General features: G+C 71.4%; 12 protein-coding genes. 5 read left to right on the top strand and 7 right to left on the bottom strand.

All coding sequences use genetic code 11. The annotated features are described in order from the left end of the window. Window positions 1-102: 102 nt before the first annotated feature. The 5 genes from WH85_RS26560 to WH85_RS26580 all read right to left on the bottom strand — a co-directional run bounded on the left by WH85_RS26560 (window position 103) and on the right by WH85_RS26580 (window position 7270). Complete coding sequence (locus WH85_RS26560; RefSeq protein WP_045744737.1) at window positions 103-2754, bottom strand: VIT domain-containing protein; 2652 nt, start codon at window positions 2752-2754, stop codon at window positions 103-105. Next, on the bottom strand, window positions 2751-3368 hold the full coding sequence (locus WH85_RS26565; RefSeq protein WP_045744738.1) for a MerR family transcriptional regulator: 618 nt from the start codon (window positions 3366-3368) through the stop codon (window positions 2751-2753). The genes WH85_RS26560 and WH85_RS26565 overlap by 4 nt, the downstream gene beginning before the upstream one ends. Window positions 3369-3452: 84 nt before the next feature. Further along, the gene (locus WH85_RS26570; RefSeq protein ID WP_045744739.1) at window positions 3453-5555 is read right to left on the bottom strand and encodes a M6 family metallopeptidase; all 2103 of its coding nucleotides are present in this window, start codon (window positions 5553-5555) and stop codon (window positions 3453-3455) included. 57 nt (window positions 5556-5612) lie between these two features. Beyond that, entirely contained in the window at window positions 5613-6374 is a 762-nt protein-coding gene (locus tag WH85_RS26575; protein WP_045744740.1) for an ABC transporter permease, read from the bottom strand. After that, window positions 6371-7270, bottom strand: a complete 900-nt coding sequence (locus WH85_RS26580; protein ID WP_045744741.1) for an ABC transporter ATP-binding protein — start codon at window positions 7268-7270, stop codon at window positions 6371-6373. Before WH85_RS26580 ends, WH85_RS26575 begins: the two co-directional genes overlap by 4 nt. Before the next feature lie 136 nt (window positions 7271-7406). Between WH85_RS26580 and WH85_RS26585 the strand changes: the two genes are divergently transcribed. Together WH85_RS26585 and WH85_RS26590 are read left to right on the top strand one after the other, a co-directional pair. Further along, window positions 7407-8639 carry a sensor histidine kinase gene (locus WH85_RS26585; protein ID WP_045744742.1) on the top strand — a complete coding sequence of 411 codons (1233 nt, stop codon included), beginning with the start codon at window positions 7407-7409 and terminating at the stop codon, window positions 8637-8639. Between the two features lie 85 nt (window positions 8640-8724). Continuing rightward, window positions 8725-9528, top strand: coding sequence for a response regulator transcription factor (locus WH85_RS26590; RefSeq protein WP_083449279.1), 804 nt, complete (start codon window positions 8725-8727; stop codon window positions 9526-9528). Window positions 9529-9594: 66 nt separating this feature from the next. On the opposite strand, the gene WH85_RS26595 is transcribed toward WH85_RS26590, so the two are convergent. Continuing rightward, on the bottom strand, window positions 9595-9861 hold the full coding sequence (locus tag WH85_RS26595) for a hypothetical protein (protein ID WP_045744743.1): 267 nt from the start codon (window positions 9859-9861) through the stop codon (window positions 9595-9597). A 223-nt stretch (window positions 9862-10084) separates the two neighbouring features. On the opposite strand from WH85_RS26595, the gene WH85_RS53165 reads away from it, so the two are divergent. From WH85_RS53165 to WH85_RS47425, 3 genes are all read left to right on the top strand, one after another. Next, window positions 10085-12667 carry an amino acid permease gene (locus WH85_RS53165; protein ID WP_245674106.1) on the top strand — a complete coding sequence of 861 codons (2583 nt, stop codon included), beginning with the start codon at window positions 10085-10087 and terminating at the stop codon, window positions 12665-12667. A 362-nt stretch (window positions 12668-13029) separates the two neighbouring features. Continuing rightward, window positions 13030-14523 carry a DprA-like winged helix domain-containing protein gene (locus WH85_RS26605; protein ID WP_083449280.1) on the top strand — a complete coding sequence of 498 codons (1494 nt, stop codon included), beginning with the start codon at window positions 13030-13032 and terminating at the stop codon, window positions 14521-14523. After that, entirely contained in the window at window positions 14520-17531 is a 3012-nt protein-coding gene (locus WH85_RS47425) for a DUF6493 family protein (RefSeq protein WP_052720804.1), read from the top strand. Before WH85_RS26605 ends, WH85_RS47425 begins: the two co-directional genes overlap by 4 nt. A 291-nt stretch (window positions 17532-17822) precedes the next feature. Here the strand turns inward: WH85_RS47425 and WH85_RS52380 are convergent, their stop codons facing one another. Next, window positions 17823-19574, bottom strand: coding sequence for a hypothetical protein (locus WH85_RS52380; protein WP_211275446.1), 1752 nt, complete (start codon window positions 19572-19574; stop codon window positions 17823-17825). Window positions 19575-19589 lie beyond the last annotated feature (15 nt).

A 19589-nucleotide genomic window follows, 5' to 3' on the forward strand; every position in this document is an offset into this window, starting at 1 on the left:
GGGCGGCGAGTCCCGTGGGGAAGGCCGAGTGCCTTCTTCTCGCTTGTCGCTTCGATTACGGCTGTTACGCCTTGTCGGCGACATCCTGGTCCTGGGCGGCCATCACCGCTTCCAGAAAGGCTTCCGTCCCGGCGTCTCCGAGGTGTCGGTCTTCTCGGCCCCACCCGCGAACTCGTCCAGAACGCGGATCGCCGTCGCCCAGCGTTCCTCCAACGACGTATCGCCGCGCAGCAGGACGGCCAACTCCCGCAGGGATTTGACCTCTTCCTCGGGTGCCTGCGCGATCAGAACGTCCAACCGGCTGGCCAGGTCCTCCAGAAGATCCTTGCGATCGAGCACTGGCTCACCAGCCGCGTTGCGCAGCCGGTCCGCCTCCACCGTGGCCAGACTCCGGAGCTCCGGGATCGACGTTGCGGAACCTGCCGACGCGACCTTGCCGAGGCGGGCACGTCCGATCGGCCCGGCGAAGCCGCGGGACACTCCGGCCGGCGGTCCGGTCATCGGGCCTGGTCGCGGCATCCCCGACCGAGATGCCCCAGATCCAGGCGATCCGGCACGGGGAGGGGCGAAGCTCGGCCGCCCGGGCGCCGGTGCACCTGCAGGCGGCGCAGCACTGGGAGCAGTCGGAGAAGACGGCGGCGCGGTGGGCGGTGTGCCCGGACCGGGCGACGGGGTGGCTGGAGCAGGCGGCGGTGCACCCGGCGCGGGCGGCGCAGGCGGGAACGGCGAGGGCGGCGGCGGACCCGCGAAGGCCGCCGTATCAGCTGCCACGAACGGCGAGGCGGTCCCCGCGAAATACACCGGCGGCGCGGCCGGCACGGGCTGTTCCCAACCGGACGGCGACTCGACAGGCTGGGTGACCCGGCGGTTCTTGCCACCCTCGTTCACCACCCGCTGGTCGACGGCGACGTAGGCGGTGAACCGGCACAACACCCCGAACCGCAGCGAGGTGCCGACGATCTCCTCCTCCCGGAACAGTTCCCCGGAGGCATACGCGTCCTCGAGATGACGCAGCCATGCTCGCGCCCAGAGAGCGGTCACCGCGGACTCGTCGCGTCGCTGGAGCGTCACTGTGGTCCGGAACTCCTGGTCGTCCCGGGTCCGGCCGGTCACCGTGAGCGTTCCCTCCGGGGTCCCGGCGTAGCGACCCGTCACCACCAGGGGAACTCCGGGGTAGAGACCGGGAAGTCGGGCCGGACTGATGTCGGAGAGGGAGAGATCGTCCCCGTCGGCGGTGATGGCGAGCCCGGTGACGACCGGGGCGCCGATCCGCCGGTGGATGTGTTCCATCGCCTCGTCCAGCCGGTCCTCGCTTTCCACCAGCTCGGCCCGTCCCGCGCCGAGCGTGGCGAGCCGGCCGAGGAACCCGGCGTTGACCGCGCGGTCGATGCCGATGGTGTGCACCCTGGTGGAGCCGATCAGCGACGAGACCTCGTGGACGATCTGGTCCTCGTTGCCGACCTGGCCGTCGGTGACCAGGACGAGCACCCGGTCCCGGCCGGTGCTGTCGGCGAGCAGGCCGAGACCGGTGGTCAGCGGGGCGAGAATCTCGGTGCCGCCGCGCGCGTCGGCCCTGGCCAGGTGCTCGACGGCGCGGAACCGGTTGCGGTCGGTCGCGGCATGCAGCCCGGCGCCCAGGTCGGCCGGGTGGTCGACCTGGTGGTCGAAGGTGAGCACGGCGAACCGGTCTCCGGCGGTCAGCGTGTCGATCACCCGGGCGGCTGCGCGGCGAGCGGCGACCATCTTCCAGCCGCCCATGCTGCCGGACCGGTCCAGCAGGAGCACCACGTCTTTCTGCCGGGGCGCAACCGTGGGGTCGGGCGGCAGGACGGTCAGCTGGAAGGTGCCGGCCTGCTCGCCGCCGGCCTGCTCGCCGACCGGCGGGGTGCTGTCGCTGGAGGCAGTGCCGGCAGCGGTCGGGTCGGCGGCGGGGCCGCTGTCGGGGACTGCGATCGCGGACTCGCCGCCCGGGGCGTAGGCCAGGCGCAGGACGAAGTCGCGGTCGGCCCGGTCGCCGGACGCGATCCGCAGGACACCGCCCTCGTCGGTGACGGTGTGCAGGCTCGACCGCACGTCGCCGAGCTCGAGGCCGGCCGGGTCGATGGTCACCCCGACGGAGAGCCGCAGCGGATGGGGGAACCCGGGCAGCAGCACCGGCGGCGAGATGCGGGAGGCGTCCGGGACCGCGTCGGTGTCAGGGTGCTGGCCGTCGCCGGCCGAGGGCCCGGACAGCGGAACCCCGGGAAGATAGCGGGGGGCGACGACCAACGGGAACCGGAAGGTCGCCGCGCCGTCCTCGTAGGGAAGAGGTCCCACCAGCTGCAGCCGGACGGTCACCCGCTCACCGGGCATGATGTTGCCGACCCGCATGGTGAAGACGTCGGGCCGTTCCTCCTCGGCGATCGACGCGCGCTGGCCGGAGGCTATCGCCTGGGCGTACTCCTCCCGGGCGGCACCGCGTTCCTGCAGTGCGGCGGTGATGGTCCGGTCGTCGGCGGTCATGCTCATGCCGGTGACCGCGGCCCGGTCCGGCAGGGGGAAGACGTAGGTGGCCTCGAGTGCGGTGTCGTGCGCGTTGACGAACTCGGTGGTCAGCGCGGTGCGCACGAGCAGGCCGCTGATTGCGGCGCGGACGTCGAGCCGGTCGAGCGGCAGGTTGCCGCGTTCGGTGCGCAGCGTGCCGATCCCGGCGTCGGGCAGATCGGGCAGACGTTCCAGCTCGGCCGGACCCATCGGGTTGACGGAAATGATCATTCATTTCTCCCATCGGTGAGCCCGCGGGACGCGAGCAGGTCGAGCAGAGGACGGGCGGCCACGGCGAGAGCGTCGCGGTCCAGGCCGTCCACGGGGTGGGGGACCAAAAGGATCACGCCCTCGCCCAGCGGGATGCCGGTGAGCAGGGGCGCGTCACTGTTGCCGTGGTGGAGACCGGCCGGGTCGAGCGCCATCGGGGCCGAGGGACGCGCGAACGTGACGGGCGGCACGGGCACCCGTGGGGGGTTCTTCCAGAAATCGGGCCGGGCCGGTGGGGAGGCCGGGGGGACGTCAGCGTCCAGAAGATCGTCCGGAACCCGGGCGGCGTCCGCCAGGGCCGTGTCGGTGGCGCCCGCCAGCTCCGCCTGGATCTCGGCGAGCGTGCGCCCCGCGGCCTGGCGCCGCTTGATGGCGACGAGCTGCAGGAGATGACGGGTGCCGTAGAGCGCGGTGCGCCCCCGCATGCCGAGCGGCCGGTCGACCAGGCCCGTCGTCGTGTACCACCGGATCGCACGGCGGTCGGGCAGGTCCCGGACGCGTCCGTTGGGCGCACCGGGGTATTCCGCGGTGAGGGCCGCGTGAACCCGCTCGACCAACTGCTCCATCGTCCACATGCCGTCGATATTGACACTGTAACCGTGACACTGTCAATATCGGCGGAGGCGGCGAGGAGGGGTGGCGTGAGCGGCAGGCGTGATCTACGGCAGAGCGGTGCCGTCGACCTTCAGGGTGTATGGCGCGTATTGCTGGACCGTGCCCGTCGGTTCGTCGAAGGCGACCACCGCCACCACCTTGGTGAATGCGCGGAGCTTGTCGGCCTCCGCCAGCGGCACGATCGTCGCCTCGCCGCGGGCGAGCCCGACCAGGGTCACGTGCCAGGCGTGCACCGGGGCCGGGCGGATCTGCGTCATCGACCGCCAGCCGTCCAGCGTGCCGGCCGGCACCGCGGTGCCACCGATGGTGATGTTCTTGATGTGCCAGCCGCCGAGGTTGACCGCCGCGTCACTGACATACCGGAAACCCACAAAGACCTGCTTCCCGGCGTACGCGGAAAGGTCGTAGGTCAGATCGGCGTCCACGGCGGTGCCGGTGATCGCCGCACCCAGCGGCCCTTTGACGGTCCGGTTCCCGGTCGCCGGGCGGTAGGTGCGCCCACCGTCCGACGACACCGTCAGATAGCCGTAATCGAACTTCTCCTCCATGGCGAACGACGCGGTGACCCGCAGCACCGGGTCGCCGGCCGGCACGTCGACCGCCCGGACCGCCGTCGCGTCTGTTTTCGGGGCGTTCCCGGAGAAGAGCGTCCCGCCGTCGAGGGTCCAGCTCAGCGGGCTCGCCGGCAGTGTCGCGGCGCCCTGGAACTCCACGGTGCCGAACCCTTTCGGCAGGCGGACGTAATCCGCGCCGTTGGGCGGCGCCCCCGGTTTTCCGGTGGACTCCGGGTTGCCGAGGTTCACCGCCGACCGCAGGCTCGGCACGACGACCCGCCCGGCCGGGACACCCGTGATCGACCCGTCCGGGTCGCCGGCCGGCTTGTCCACCAGGGTCATGAGCTGGAAATCGTGCAGGACGTCATACCACGAGGTGCCCTCGGGCAGCACCGCCGCGACCGCGTCCATGCCCCGATGTTCCCTGTCGTTGTGCAGCGCGGAGAGGACCTTCGTGCCGAACCGGTCCCGCAGATAGGCCATGAGCTGATAGGTGATGCCGTAATCGGCCAGGATCGCGTCCGGGCCGCCTTCGGACCACAGGTTCAGCGAGTTCGACGGGCCACCGCAGTCGCGCGGATTCGGGTTGGCGCCGGTCTTGACGCTGCCGAAGCCCTGATAGCAGGTGATGTGGTTGTCGAATCCCCGGTGATAGACGCCGAGACTCGCGTCGACGTACCCCGTGAGGGTCTGGGCGTAATCGGAGAGTCCCTCGTCGACCCAGGTCTCCTCTTGCGGGTCGGTGTAATAGCTGAGCAGGTGGTGCCATTCGTGGGCGAACGTCGACTCGTACATCCGGGGGCGGGCCGGCCGGCTGACGCAGAGATCGTCGTCCGGCTCGTTGCGGGGATCCGCGCCCATCCGGTGCGGCCAGTCGAACGCGTCGATGGTCATGACGTTGCGGTCGAAGAGTTCGTTGAGCTGCTCCGAGAAGAACCCCGACACGTAGGTGGGGCGCTCCGGGAAGCTGAAGTAGTTGTCGTCGCGGATGTTGTCGACGAGCGTCACGGTCCGGCCGCCGTCGCCGCTGAAGTCGCCGTCCACGCCCGGGTTCGTCCCCGACCGATCGGGCGGCGTGCTGAAGACCGTCGTCTCCTTGGGATAGATCGTCTGGTCGAACTCTCTGACCAGCGTCGCCAGCTGCGCGTCGGTGACGGTGACCGTGGTGTCCGGGCGGCAGTCACCCTTGGGGAAGGCCACATCGGCGGCCACCCACACCTCGATGTGCTCGCCCACCGCCCGCAGGGTGTAGTCCTTGCGGTAGATGTCGTTCTTGACCGCGTTGAGTCCGGCCCAGCTGCGCACCGTTCCCAGCGGCGGGGTCTTGGCGGCCGCCCGGCGCCCGGCGGGCTGCGGGCCGCGGTAGGCGGGCGCCGGCAGGGGGATCCCGTCCAGCGTGAGCCGGGCCGGTGTCAGCTCCCGGGTATCGGCCGTGGGTGGTGCAGGCGGGGGAGCGGCGGCGATGCCAGTCGTATCGGCCGTTGCGGGTGCCGCGGCCGGGGGCTGTGGTGGTGGCGCGGCAGGAGCCGGTGCGGCGAGGAAGGGAACGGTTACGGCAACAGCCGCGAAGCTCGCAAAAAGGATGCGCGTCACGTCTCGCGAGGCTACCCAAAGTCGCGAGCCCGTGACGCCAACACCCGTTGTTGTGGATCAGGAAACCTCCTGGCGGAGCACCCTCACGACACCGGCGACCAGCGGAATCACCACCCAGACGGTGGCCGAGACCGCCAGCCGGGACCACTCGCCACCGGTCATGTCCGGGTTCGTCAGGGCCTGCGAGGTGAAGTTCAGATCCAGCCACTCGGAAGCGGTGCTCAGGCTCTTCACCACGCTGCCCAGGACGGACCACACCGTCGGCAGCGCGAAGAACACGACGATCGCCAGCGGCGTGCTCAGCAGCAGCGTGCCGAACCCGATTCCCATCAGCACGAAAACGGCCTGGAGCAGCAGGCTCTGCCCGATCAGCGACGGCTCCAGCCGCCACGACGCGGCACCACCGAGCGGACCGGCGATCACGGTCGCCACCGCGGCCAAGATCGCGGCCAGAGCCGTCGCCGCGACCGAGATCAGCACGCCGGCGACCACCTTGGCGCCCAGGACCCGGCCGCGGGCCGGCACCAGGGTGAAGGTGCCCAGCACGGTGCGCTGCGACCACTCGCTCGTCACCGACAGGATGCCGAGCACCGGCAGGAGCACCGCCGACGGCACCTGGCCGAACAGGAAGAACGCCGGGAAACTCTGTTCGGACTCGTCGGCCCACCCCAACTGCAGCACCGACGTGCCCGCGGTAGCCAGGACGATCACGATCAGCAGCCACAGCCCGGCCCGGGTGTCCGCCAGCTTGCGCAGCTCGACCACGGTGAGCCGGCCCAGCGGCACCGGGCGGGAGACAGCGGGGGACAGGGCGCTCATCGGGAGACCTCCTCGAGCTCGGACTTCGCGGTCAGCCGCAGGAACATCTCCTCCAGGCCGCCCGACCCCGCCGCTCGCAGCTCGAGCAGCACCACACCGGACTCGGCGGCCGCCTGCCCGATGCTCTGCGGGCCGGCCGGCACCAGCACGCCGCCGTCGGCGCAGCGGGAACCGGTCACGCCCATCCGGTCGAGCAGCGCGTCGAGAGCGACCGGATCGGCGGCACGGACCAAAGTGCCGGCGGCGCCGAGCAACTGCGCCTTGTCGCCCTGCATCAGAACCCTGCCGCCACCGATCATGACGAGCCGGTCCGCCACCACCTCCACCTCCCGCAACAGATGCGAGGAGAGCAGCACCGTCCCACCCCGGTCGGCGAACCCCCGCAGCAGCCCGCGCATCCAGTGGATGCCCTCCGGGTCCAGGCCGTTGGCCGGTTCATCCAGGATCAGCACGGCAGGATCGCCGATCATCGCGTACGCAAGACCGAGGCGTTGCCGCATGCCCAGTGAGTACGCGCGAACCCGCCGCCGCGCGGCGGCTCCCTCCAGACCGACCTGCCGGAGCCGCTCGGGCACCCGGGCGGTGTCGAGCCCCATGGTGACCGCCGCGAGTGCCAGAGTCTCCCGTCCGGTCCGCCCGGCGTGCTGGGCGGACGCGTCGAGCAGCACGCCGATCTGCCGGCCGGGGTTGCCGAGCCGGCGATACTCCACGCCGCTGACCGTCGCGGTGCCGGAGGTCGGCGTGGCCAGACCACAGATCATCCGCATGGTGGTCGACTTCCCGGCGCCGTTGGGCCCGAGGAACCCGGTCACCGTGCCGGGTTCGCAGGTGAAGCTCACGTCGTCGACGGCGAGATGCCGCCCGTACCTCTTGGTGAGATGTTCGACCTCAATCATGCGATCAGCGTGCTGCTGCCGGACCGGTCCGCGCGTCGGCCGGTGGTCGATGCCGGATAACCAAGGTCGGGGTCAGGACCCCTACTTTGGTCGGTATCGGGGCGCGAGCGCGGGCTCGTACAGTCGCGATGTGGAAATGGCGGAGCACCGGTGGCTGATACCGTCCTCGCTGGTCGCGGACCCGGACGGTCCCGCACCGGTGCGGCGGTCCACCCGTGACTGGGTGGTCGACGGCCTCTGCGTCGCTGTCGCCGTCGGTTTCGCGGTGATCCTCACCCTGAACCTGATCAACGATCCGTCGAACGGCGTCCCGCGATGGTGGGACACACCCCGCTGGCTGAGCATCGCGGACGGCGCCGCCGGTGTCGTCGCCGGGCTCTCACTCTGGTGGCGCCGCCGGTTCCTCGCCGCGGTGGCCGGATACCACCTGGTCCTCTCCCTGTTCACGTTGGCCGGCGCGGTCTCCATCCTCGTCGTGATCCTGACCGTCGGCGTGCACCGGCGGTTCGCCGTACTCGCGGGCTACCTGGCAGCCATCGTGGCCAGCAACTTCGTCTTCGCGGGTCTCCGCCACGAGAACGGGCAGACCTACTGGGAGACCGTCGGCTGGGGCACCGCCTTCGTGATCATCGTGGCGCTCTGGGGCATGGTGCTGCGGACCCGGCGTCAGCTCATCGTCTCCTGGCGGGAACGCGCCGAGCGGGCCGAGTCCGAGCAGCGTCTGCGGGTCGCGCAGGCCCAGGTGCTGGAACGCACGCGGATCGCCCGGGAGATGCACGACGTGCTCGCCCACCGGATCTCGCTGATCAGCCTGCACGCCGGGGCGATCGAGTTCCGGCCGGACGCGCCACCCGACGAGATCGCCGGAGCGGCCGCCGTCGTCCGGGCGAGTGCGCACCAGGCGCTGCAGGACCTGCGGGCGGTGATCGGCGTGCTGCGAACCGGGGCGCAGAGTGACGACGTACCGGAACGCCCGCAGCCCACGCTCAGCGCGCTGCCGGCGCTGGTGGACGAGACCCGGTCCTCCGGCAGCCGGGTGCGACTTGCCGTCTCGGCGGCCCTCGACGAGGTGCCGGCGACGACCGGGCTCACGGCGTATCGGATCGTGCAGGAAGGTCTCACCAACGCGCGCAAGCACGCGCCCGGCACCGCGGTGGGTGTCGCCGTCGACGGCGATCCCGGCGACGGTCTGACGATCGAGATCCGTAACCCGATGCCGGCGACCGCTCCCGCACGGCCCATCCCGGGCACCGGCGTGGGCCTGGTCGGGCTGGCCGAGCGGGCCGGGTTGGCGGGCGGCCGGATCACCCACGGCCCGGCGGACGGCGACTTCGTCCTCACCGCCTGGCTGCCGTGGACGGTGCCATGACGTGGACCGGTGCCCATGTTCACGGCCGTGTCCTCAGCATCGGAATCACGTCCATGGTCGCGTCATCAGCGGTGGTGGCGGCGTCATGAGTAGTAGCAGTGCGGGCGTTGATGGCAGGGCGAGTATCGGCGGATTGAGCGACAGCGAGGGCGATGGCGAGGGTGATGGCGGCGTGGGCGACAGTGGGGGCGGTGGTGACGGCGTGGACGGCGAGGGCGGCGCGGACGACCGGGATCCGAGCGTGGTCCGGGTGCTGATCGTGGACGACGATCCGCTGGTCCGGGCCGGGCTGGCGATGATCCTGGCCGGTGACCGGACGATCCGGGTGGTGGGGCAGGCGGCCGACGGGGCAGAGGTGCCCGCCGCCGTGGCCGTGCAGCGGCCGGACGTCGTGCTGATGGACATCCGGATGCCTGGGGTCGACGGGCTCGCCGCCACCGAGGCGCTGCGACGGCGGCCCGGTGCGCCCGAGGTGCTGGTGCTGACCACGTTCGACGCCGACGAGTTCGTGTTGCGGGCGTTGCGGGCCGGGGCGAGCGGATTCCTGCTCAAGGACACGCCGCCGGGGCAGATCGTGGAAGCGGTGCTGCGGGTCGCCCGGGGTGAGGCGATGCTGTCGCCGAGCGTGACCCGTCAGTTGATCGCGCACGTCGCGGTCGTGGCGCCGCCGCCGCGGGACCGGGCCGCGGAACTGCTCGGGCGGCTCAGCGCGAGAGAACGGGAGGTGGCGCTGGCGATTGCCCGGGGCCGGACCAACGCCGAGATCTCGGCGGAGCTCTTCATGTCGGTGGCGACCGTCAAGGCGCACGTGTCGCGGGTGCTGGCCAAGATCGATCTGAACAACCGGGTCCAGGTGGCGCTTCTGGTACACGACGCGGGGCTGGTATGAACCGCCGAGGGCCGAGATCATCGGAGCGGATCCCGGCGGCGAACGGCCCGAATCCGGCAGGAGCGGCTATTCGAAGAGCGAGTGGTCGCGACCGCCCTCGGCCCGTGCACGGGCCCGGCGGCGGAGCTGGATCACCACGATGTCGACGGCCGCCACCACGGCCCAGCCGACCAGCAGCCACCCCGGGAGGGTCCAGCCCGCGCGGAGCAGCAGCACGGCCAGGACCGCGCAGACCACCAGACCGAACGAGGCCAGGGCGAGCCTGAGGTTCAGCGGGCTGTAGGGCTCTTCGACCGTGCCCCGGCGGCCTTGTGGTTGCGGACCGATCGGCATGTGCCGAAGCCTACCCACCGTCGGCGTGGCGATACCGGTCCGCGTACCCGCGTGTACCCGCGTACCCGGATCGGGCGTGTGCCGGATACCGGCGCGGCCTCGTCCGACCGGTTGATCGGGATCGGCGGAGTGGATCAGATTCGTCATGATCGAAAAGTTTCTATATCAATAGTTCGTTGTGGACGCGATGATGGGGGACGGTCATCCCATCGAAGGAGGCGACATGTCCCAGCCGGGCGCCACCTCGCAGCAGGACGCGGTCACCGAGCGGCGGCTCGGCACATGGCCGATCTTCATCATCGCGGTGTCCGCCATGACGCCGCTCACCGTGGTCGCCGGGGCTCTGCCGCTCGGCTACGGCCAGGTGGGCGAGAAGGGGCTGCCGGTCGCGTACATGCTGGTGGCCGCGGTTCTCGGCGTCTTCGCCGTCGGGCTCGCGGCGATGGCCCGGCACGTTCCCAACCGGGGTGCCTTCTATGCGTATGCGGCTGCGGGACTCACCCGGCCCGCGGGTGTGGGCACCGCCTTCGTGGCGCTGCTCGCGTACAACGCCATGCAGATCGGGCTCTACGGTGCCTTCGGCGTCGCCGCCCACAACGCGGCGGCCATTTTCGGACTCGACGTCTCCTGGGTGGTGTGGGCGTTCCTCGGCTGGGCGGTCATCGCCGGGCTGGGCCGGCTGCAGATCGACCTCAACGCCCGGATCCTGACCGTCCTGGTCTGCGCCGAGGTGCTGATCGTCCTGATCTTCGACTCGGTCATGCTCGGCAACCCGGCCGGTGACACCGTCTCGTTCGACACGCTCAACCCGGCGTTGATCGCCAGCGCCGGTGGCATCTCGCTGCTGGTCGCCGCGGTCGCCGGCATGGTCGGCTTCGAAGCGCCGCTGGTCTACGCGGCGGAGGCCCGCGACCCGCGCCGCACCGTGGCCCGCGCGATGGGGCTCACCCTGCTCGTCGCGGCCTTCCTGTACGGCGGCACGGCCTGGGCGATGTCGGTCGTCGCCGGGCCGGACCAGATCGTCGCGGTCGCCGCCGACCACCTCGACGACCTGTTCTTCTTCCTGCCCGAGCCGTACCTGTCCACGGTGGTCGTCGACCTCGGCCGGATCTTCTTCGCAACCAGTCTCTTCGCCGCGATGCTTGCCTTCCACCACACCGTCGCCCGGTACGCGCTGACCGTCGCCCGCGAGGGAGTCCTGCCCGAGGCGCTGGCCCGCACCCGCGACGATGTCCCGGTCAACGCGTCCCTCGCCCAGTCCGGCCTCACCGTCGCCGTGCTGGCGATCTTCGCTCTGGCGGGGTGGAACCCGACGACCGACCTGTTCTTCTTCGGCACGGTCTCCGGCGGCCTGGGCGTCCTGGCCCTGATGACGATCGCCTCGATCGCCGTGCTCCGCTTCTTCCGGCGCGGCGACCACGGCGAGACCCGCTGGCGCCGATCGGTCGCCCCGTGGATCGCCACGGTCTTCCTGACGCTCATCCTGTTGCTGACGGTCGCGTTCTTCGGTGACCTGCTGGGCAACGACAACACCTTCCAGGTCGTGTCGGCGCCGTTGTCGTTCCTGCTGGCCTACCTGGGTGGCGTCTACTGGGGTCGCAAACTGCGCAAGACCAGCCCCGAGGTGTACGCCGCCATCGGCACCGGCCTACCGCCGGGCGCGCCCACTCCGGCCGCCGCACCGGTGACCGCCGCCGACGGCAGCAGCGACTCCAACACCGGCGTCGTCACCGGCACCAGCACCGGCACCAGCACCGACGCTGACGCTGACGCCGACTCCAGCGTGGATGCCGCCACTGATTCCAGCGCCGTCGCCGAGCCCGGTGCTGTCGCGGAGCCCGGCACTGTCGCTGAACCCGCCACTGGTGACGGGCCGAGCGTCGGTGCTGCCACCCGTTCCGGTGTCGGTACCGACGCAGACACGAGGCCGAGCGTCAGCAGCGGTTCGGGATCGGACGGCCAGATCTCCGGCGCGGCTACCGGGATCAACGGCGGCAACGGCAGCGTCGGCGGACCCAACCCTCCCGGACCGTCGATCGCGGATACGGGTACCGAGACGACGAACAGCGGATCGGGGTCCGGCCCTGCGGAGACCGGCGTCGGCCCGGCGGCAGCCCGGAACGGTTCGACGCCACCGGCCGCGACCACCAGCTTCCCGACACCGGCGGCAACGGAGTCGACACCGCTTCCTCCCGCGGATGCGACACCGGCGGCAACGGAGTCGACACCGGGAGCCGACCCGCACACGGAAGCCATTGCCGAAGACCGCGGAGCCTCCGCCGGGCAAGGCTCTTCCGCCGGAGAGGCGGACGCGGGTGCCGGCCCGGCCGCTGGAACAGTGTCGCCTTCGGGCGTCAGCGAAGGCGCAGGGGCGGAGGCCCCATCGGGCGCTGTCGTCGGTGCGGGGAAGGACGACACGGCGTCGGGTGCTGACGAGGGTGCCGGGGGAGGAACTGTCGCAGGGGATACGGAAAATGCCGGCGAGGATGTCGCCGACACGCCTCAGCATCCGAGCCCCCGCAAGCGCGCCCCGTCTCCCCGTCCCCGTAGCCCCCGTCCTCGAGTGCCGCGTTCTCGTCCCGCCCTCGAGGACACTGACAGCACCACGAATACCGGCAGCACCACGAATACCGGCAGCACCACCGATGCCGGGGACCAGGGTGTCGTGTCCTCCACCGAGGCTGACGCAGCGGCGGCAGTCGACAAGCCCCGGCCCCGGACACCCCGTCAACGGTCGCCCCGGCGGCCGCGGCCGGTCGCCCCGGACAACGCTGATTCGTCGGAATCCCCGGAGGACACCGTCTGAGTGCCACCGCATCGGCCCTGCCGCTCGCAGCAAACCAGCCGAGGCTGCGAGCGGCATCGCACCCCTTCGCGTCCGACGAGGTCCGTGCATGATGTGGGCTCGGGTGGGCTCGACGACAGCCGACTGGAGCGCTCATTCCGCGATCACGGAATCGGTCGCTCGGTATGACACGCGGTGGAGTGGCGTGGCCCGTGCCGAGGGCAGGCTGAACACCGTGCCGTCCCAGCGACGTGCCCAGCCGTCCGACTCCAGCCACACGCCGGGCCGGGCGGATTCGTTCGCCCGGCTTCCCCGTGAACGCCGGCGGGCGGGGCAGAAGTGGACGCCGAAAACTGTCGTACCCCTGTTCTAATCTCTCGCCCATGGTTACCGCGGCATACAGCTACCTCGGTTCGTCGACTCTGGACGACGGGCTCACCTTGCAGACCTCCGGCGGCCCGGCGGCGCATCCCCGGTTCTTCACCGGATTCCTGACCGACCCCGGTGCCGCGGCCACCGGCCTGCTGAGCGTGGCCGAGGTCGCCCGCACGCGATACTTCCGGCCGGTCAGCCCGGCCAGCCTCGACCCCGTGGTGACCGCCGGCTCCGACCGGCTGCGATTCGAGTCGTTCTCCGGCTGCTGCGGCGTCTATGCCCGGATGGACGTGCTGCCCGCCGGACTCGACGGTGACATCGTTGCGCACGGCACCACCAATGTGGACGTCAACGCGCCCCTGCAGCGGGCCCTGTCGCGGGTCGGGCGCACCGATCCGCTGCAGGTCGCCGTCGGCCCCGACGATCTGACCGTGACGACGTTCGACGGCGAGGTGGTCGAGCGCAAGGTGCCGTTGCCGTCCCGGTGGCTGCGCGGTTTCGCCGAGGCGCAGGTGCTCACCTCCCGCTTCGACCCGCGGGCGAGGATCGGTGTCACCGAGGCCCGGGCGCTGCTCAACCGTCTTGCGGCGGCGGACCGGTCGGTGCTGTGGGCGGTTCCCGCCGGCCGCACACTGCGCTTCACCTCCCGCCCTGCGCCGGGCGCGGTCTGCCTGCCGGGCGCCGGGCGTCTCGTCGCTTTGAGGCCCTTCTTGCGGTACGCGGTGAGCCTCACCGTCTACGGCCCGCCCGTCGCGGCCGGCAGCGGACCGGTGGCCAGCACCTGGGAGTTGAGCACGCCGTCGCTGCGCCTGTCGCTGATCCTGTCTCCGGAGCCGTACCGCGGCTTCTCCGGCGAGGGGGCGGTGCTGGAGTCGCTGTCCAGCGACGAGGCGGCCGACGACGCCGACCTGATCAGCGCACTGCTCTCCTGGGATCCGACGATCGACGTCGACGCGCTGGCCGCCTCGTCCGGTCTCGGCGCGCAGCGGGTCCGTGACGCGCTGACCCAGCTGGGCACGGCCGGCCGGGTCGGCTTCGACGTCGCCGAGGGGGGCTACTTCCACCGCACCCTGCCCTACGCGGCCGACGCGGTGGAAAAGATGAACCCTCGACTGGCCGGGGCCCGGTCACTGGCCGCCGCCGGTGCGGTCACGGCCGGCGCGGGGGTGTCGGTGGTGGTCAGCGGCGACGAGACCTACCACGTGCGGCACGCCGACAGTGTCTTCTCCTGCACCTGCCCGTGGTGGGCGAGACACCGTGGCGGCCGTGGCCCGTGCAAGCATGCGCTCGCAGTCCGGATCGTCTTGGCCGAAGCCGAAGCCGAAGCCGAAGCCGAAGCCGAAGCCGAAGCCGAAGCCGACAACGATGCCGGCGCCGACGTTGCTGCTGGTGGTGCGGGCGCCGGTACTGGTCTTGCCCATGGTGCGGGTGCGGCTGGTGGCGCTCATGCCGGTACGGTCACCGGCACCGCTTTCACGGAGACCACGGAGGCCTGCGCATGAGCATCACCTGGGAGGAGATCGACCGGCTCTCCCGGGCCGGCAAGTTCGGGGTTCTCCAGCGCCGGCTGCTCGCCGCGACCGCGGAGGAGCGCCGGGCGCAGGCGGCCGCGATCGAGGCGGGGATCACCGCGCTGGCGCCCGATGACGGGTGGCGCTCCGACCACCATCCCGCTCCCGGCTACGCGATGGCGATCATCGGGTGCCTGCCGTCGGCTGCTCGTGCGGCGGCATTGCTCCGGCGGCGTCAGTTGGATTCGTGGACCTGGTCGCGTACCCCGGAAAGATATTTGGAAATCGCCCGGACCCGTGACCAGGCCTGGATCGGCGATCTCGGTGCGCGGCTCGCCCAGCGGATCCCGGCCCGCAGTCCGCACGCCTCCGAATGGTCCGTGGCGAGTGCGTTCCTGCACGCCGGTGGGGCCACCCCGACCATCACCGAGGGTGCGGTGCGGAGTTGGCTGTTCGACCTGACCCGGCCGCATTGGCGGAACCGGCCGGTTCCGCCGCTGAGCATGCGGATGCGCGACGAGCCGTTCCTCGATCTGCTGATTCCGGCCCTGTTCACGGTCGACGGGCTGGGGATGAACCTGGCCGCCGTCCAGTGGAACGAGGAGACGAAGGAGTGGGACGGCGCGCCCCGCATCGTCACGGTGATCGCGCACCTGGTCGGTGAAGGCCGGCTGGAACGCAAGACCGTGCTGGCCGCCACCGTGGACCGTCTCGTCCGCAGTGACCGGGCCACCGCGCTGCGCCCGTTCGCGGTGTTGCACGACGTGCTCGCCCCTACCGAGGACGAGCTGTCCACGCACGCGCTCGACTATGCCCGGATGATGGCCGACGGCAACGGCGCGGTCGCCGCCCTCGGTCAGCGGTCCCTGCGCGCGGTCGACGACAGCGGGCGCCTCGACCTGGAAACCCTGCTCGACGCCAGTGCCCCGGTGCTGCTCCGTCCCGAGAAGACCCTGGTCAGAACCCAGCTGACCTGGCTGGACAAGGTTTGCCGGCGGATGCCGGAGCGGGCCGGCGAGATCCTCGAGACGATCGCTGTCGCCTTCGGTCACTCGTCACTCGCCCTGCAGGAACGCGCCCTGACAGTGATCGCCAAAAGGATCGGCGACCTGGACCCGGCAACCGTGGCCCGTCTCGCCGACGCCGCCGGGGCCCTCACCGGCGACATGCCGGCCCGGGCTGCCGCGGTGTTCGGCGCTGCTACAGAGTTTGGTGCTGCCACGCCGCTTGGTGCTGCCGTGTCGCTTGGTGGTGCCACGGCGTCTGGCGGTGTCACGGCGCTCGGTGCTGCGACGAGGCTTGGCAGTGCCACGGTGCCCGGAGCCGTTGCACCCGAGGTCGCAGACCGGGTCGAGGTGCGCACCGGCGGTACCGATCGCACCGGCGGTACCGATCGCAGCGACGTCGACTGGCTCACCATGCCCTCTGTCGACTCGGGTGCGCCACCTGTGGTGCCGGGACTTGTGCCTGGCGATGCGGGCGGGCCGTCGGTGGTCTCGGGCCTGGGATCGGGCGTTGCGGAGCTGCTGTCCGTGCCGCCTGTCGCCGCCATGCCTGCGCCGATCGATGACGCGGCCGAGCTTGCTGAGGCGGTCGCGAGTCTTGTTCACGACTCCACGGCCGTCGGGTGGGAGCGCGTGCTCGCCGGGCTCGTCGCGCTGCACGCCGCCGGGGAGCGGGAGGCGATCGCGGTCGCGCTGCCGCCGGTTCTCGACCGGTATCCGCGCATGTTCATCAAGAACAACTGGAACATTGGTTCGGCGGGCGTCTACCTGGCCGCGGCGATCCGCACCGCGGCGGGCGAACCCCGCGACGAGGCGAACCATCAGTGGACGGTCGCCACGGTCCGGACGGCCTGGCAGGAGGGCCGGCGTGGCGGGGCCGACTCGCCGATCGGGATTCGTCCGTCGGACGTGCTGGCGCTGCGGGTCGCGGAGATCGCCGTGCACCTCGGTGGGCCGGTCACGCCGACGCTCGTCGCTACCCCCACTCACGTGAACGGCAGCCTCGACGCCGCCGTTCTGCTCGACCGTCTGCGGCGGGCTGAGGCCGAGGGATGGCAGCCGTGGGCGTTCGACCTGGAACAGGCTTTGCTCCGGGTGCCGCATACCGCAGCTCCTGAGGTCGTCGCGCGGGCAGAGCGTCTCACCACGCCGGCTGGGCGGCAGTTCGCCCAGTGGCTCGTGTCCGGAGGGCTGCCCGACCCGGTCAGTGAACGGTTCGTCCAGGAGGGTGAGAGGAACCTGCGGGGCGAGTACACCTGGAGTGCGCCGGTCCGTCGCCGGGTCGTGGCGTCGTTGCGGCCGGCTCGGGACGGCGGTCTGCGGCTGGAACGACAGTTGCTCACCCGAGAGCCGGGGCGGCATCCGTCGTATACGCCGGGTGACTTCGACGGGGTCGCGGACGTGCTGGCCATGGTGCTGCCGCACCACCGTGAGGCGGCCGTCGCCTGGGCACTGGGGGACCTGGCCGCCCTCGCCGACCAGGACCAGCGGGGCAGCGGGCAGCTGTTGCCGATCCTCGCCGAGTGTTCCGGGCCGTTCGGGCCTGCTATGTCGGTGGCGCTGGCCTACGTGTTCGCCGCTAAGCAGGAGGCGGACCGGGCCGCGGGCGTCGACATGTTCCTGGCGCTGGCGGCCGGGGAGCCGACGTTCTCCGCTTCCTCGGTCGGTGTCGACCTCGCTGATCTGGCCGCGGACAGCACGATCAAGCTGAGCCGGGCTATTCCGGTGCTCACCGACCTGCACCGCGCGGGAGCTTCTGCGGCGTTGTGGGAGCTGTTGGTCGCGGCCCTGCCACCGTTGATGCGGACGAAACTGCGGGCCGTGCCGGATCTGCTCGAACTGGCTACCCAGGTGGCGGCGGAATCGGGGATCACGGGCGGGATCGAGGGACTCGAGGAGGTCGCGCGGCGACCAGGCAGCTCTCGGCTGGTCACCGAGGCAAAGCGGCTGCTGGCGATCCTCACCGGGCGTGGACGAGAGAGTCAGGTGCGGTGAGGGCGTGGCTCGCTGGCCGGACGAGACGCCCAGCCCGCCTCACCGGCCCAGCCTGCCTCGCCGGCCGCCTCCGGGCCTGCCCGCCGACCCGGACTGCCCCACTGGCAGGGCTGGCCTCCACCGGCCCAGCCTGCCCCTCCGGCCCGGGACGAGCGGTTCGGGCCGGCAGGGCGGGGGCGACTTCGGCGGTACGGGAGGACGTGCAGACACGGCCGGTCCGCGTGGCTCGTAGGAGGAACACCGGGGTGGTGTTCGGCGAGGCGCTGGACGAGAGGGCGGCGACAGGGCGGGTCAGCCGGCCTGGGTGAGGATGTCGTTGACGATTTTCTGGACCACGGCCTTGGTGGCGGGCTGGCTGTAGACGCCTACTGCGATCTGGTACTTCGGGGTTCCGGTGGAGGGGAAGAAGTGGCTCATGTCCAGGATGTAGCGGCCCTTGGCGTCCTTGGCCTTCTCCACGTACGAGGTGGTGGCGTCGAGCGACTTCGACGTGGCGCCGTCGTCGAACCAGAGCGCGCTCATCTCCTTGCGGGTGGCCGCCGTGCACGGCGAAGTGCACGGGCGCAGCATGATCTGGAGGCGCTTACCGCGGTCCGGTTCCGGGGCGCTCGCGTCGAACGGGTTGCCCTCGTCGACACAGACCCACGCCTTGGCGTCCTCGATGTCGATTTTGCCGGCCAGGCATCCCCAGCCGGACGGGGTACGGAACGCGAACGGGTAGCCGCTGAGCGCCATCGTGTAGGTCTTGTCGCTGGAGCTGTACGACGGACCGCTCAGGGTGCGGGCGGTCGCCGAACGCAGCGTCGGCTTCGCCTCCGAACCGGAGGTGGCTGATCCGCTCGAACCGGACGAGGTGGACCCGTTCGGGCCGGACGTGGCGGTCGGGTCGCCGGACGGTGCGGAGTACGTGGGGACGGTCGGCAGGGCCGGCGCCGAATAGGCGGGGAACGTGGGCAGCGTGGACGTCGTCTGTGAACTGCTGGACAGGCCGATGGCGCCGAGGCCGCACATGCACAGGATGAGAAGGAGCGGGATCACCATGAGGGCGATGTAGGCGGCCAATCCCCGGTATTTCTGCGGGGCGGGGCCGATCGAGCCGTCGAGCCAGACGATCAGCGGTACGCGGTACTCGACTTCGACGATCTGGCCCGGGTACACCGGGACGAACAGTTCGGCGGTGCCGATCCGGGACGGCAGCAGGTACGGCACGTGCACGTGCAGGTGGTGCTGACCGGGCGGGACCGGGATGACGGTGCGGCCCCACGCGCCGGGCACCCGGTGGCCGTTGACCGCCAGGAACGGACGGAACAAGGCCAGGAGGAACGCGGGCCACGGGTACTTGGTGGTCACGGCGATGGCTGTGACGTCAGAACCACCGGATACGGGACCCGCGGGCGGCGGGAAACCGGGCGCCGGCGCGCCGAAGGACGGTTGCCCGTCGAACGGCGGTTGCTGCGGCGTGGGTGCGACGAACGGCTGTTGCCCGTCGAACGGTGGTTGCTGCGGTGCGGGTGCGTCGAACGGCGGCGGTCCGTCGAACATTGGTTGCTGCGGTGCGCCCCACGAGGGCTGCTGTGGGGTTGGCGCCCCGAACGACGGCTGTTGCGGAGTGGATGCCGCGTATGGCTGCTGCGGTGCCCCGGACGGCGGCTGCGGAAGCGCGGGTGTTCCGAACGACGGTTGCGGTGCCCCGGACGGCGGCTGCGGAAGCGCGGGTGTTCCGAACGGCGGCTGCTGCGGGGTGGGTGCGCTGAACGTCGGCGGCCGCGGTGTGCCGGCCGGCCCGGAGGTGGGGTCCGGCGGTACCGGGTGGGACGGCCCGGCCGGGGCGCCCCAGGCCGGTGGCCGGGGTGTGGCGGTGGGGACGCCGAACGTCGGTGGGGCGGGCAGCGGCGGCAGCGGGCCGGGGGTGCCGAACACCGGAGGTTCGGGGAGGGGGAATTCGGACGAGGGAACCCCGGAGGACGGTTTCTCCGGCGCGGGCTCGGACTGGCCCGGGGTGCCGGGCGTCGAGCCCCACGGTGGCTGGTTCTGGTCGGGCATGGAGTTCCTTCCCCG

This window comes from Actinoplanes rectilineatus, assembly GCF_000962825.1.
Classification (GTDB): Bacteria; Actinomycetota; Actinomycetes; order Mycobacteriales; family Micromonosporaceae; genus Actinoplanes; species Actinoplanes rectilineatus.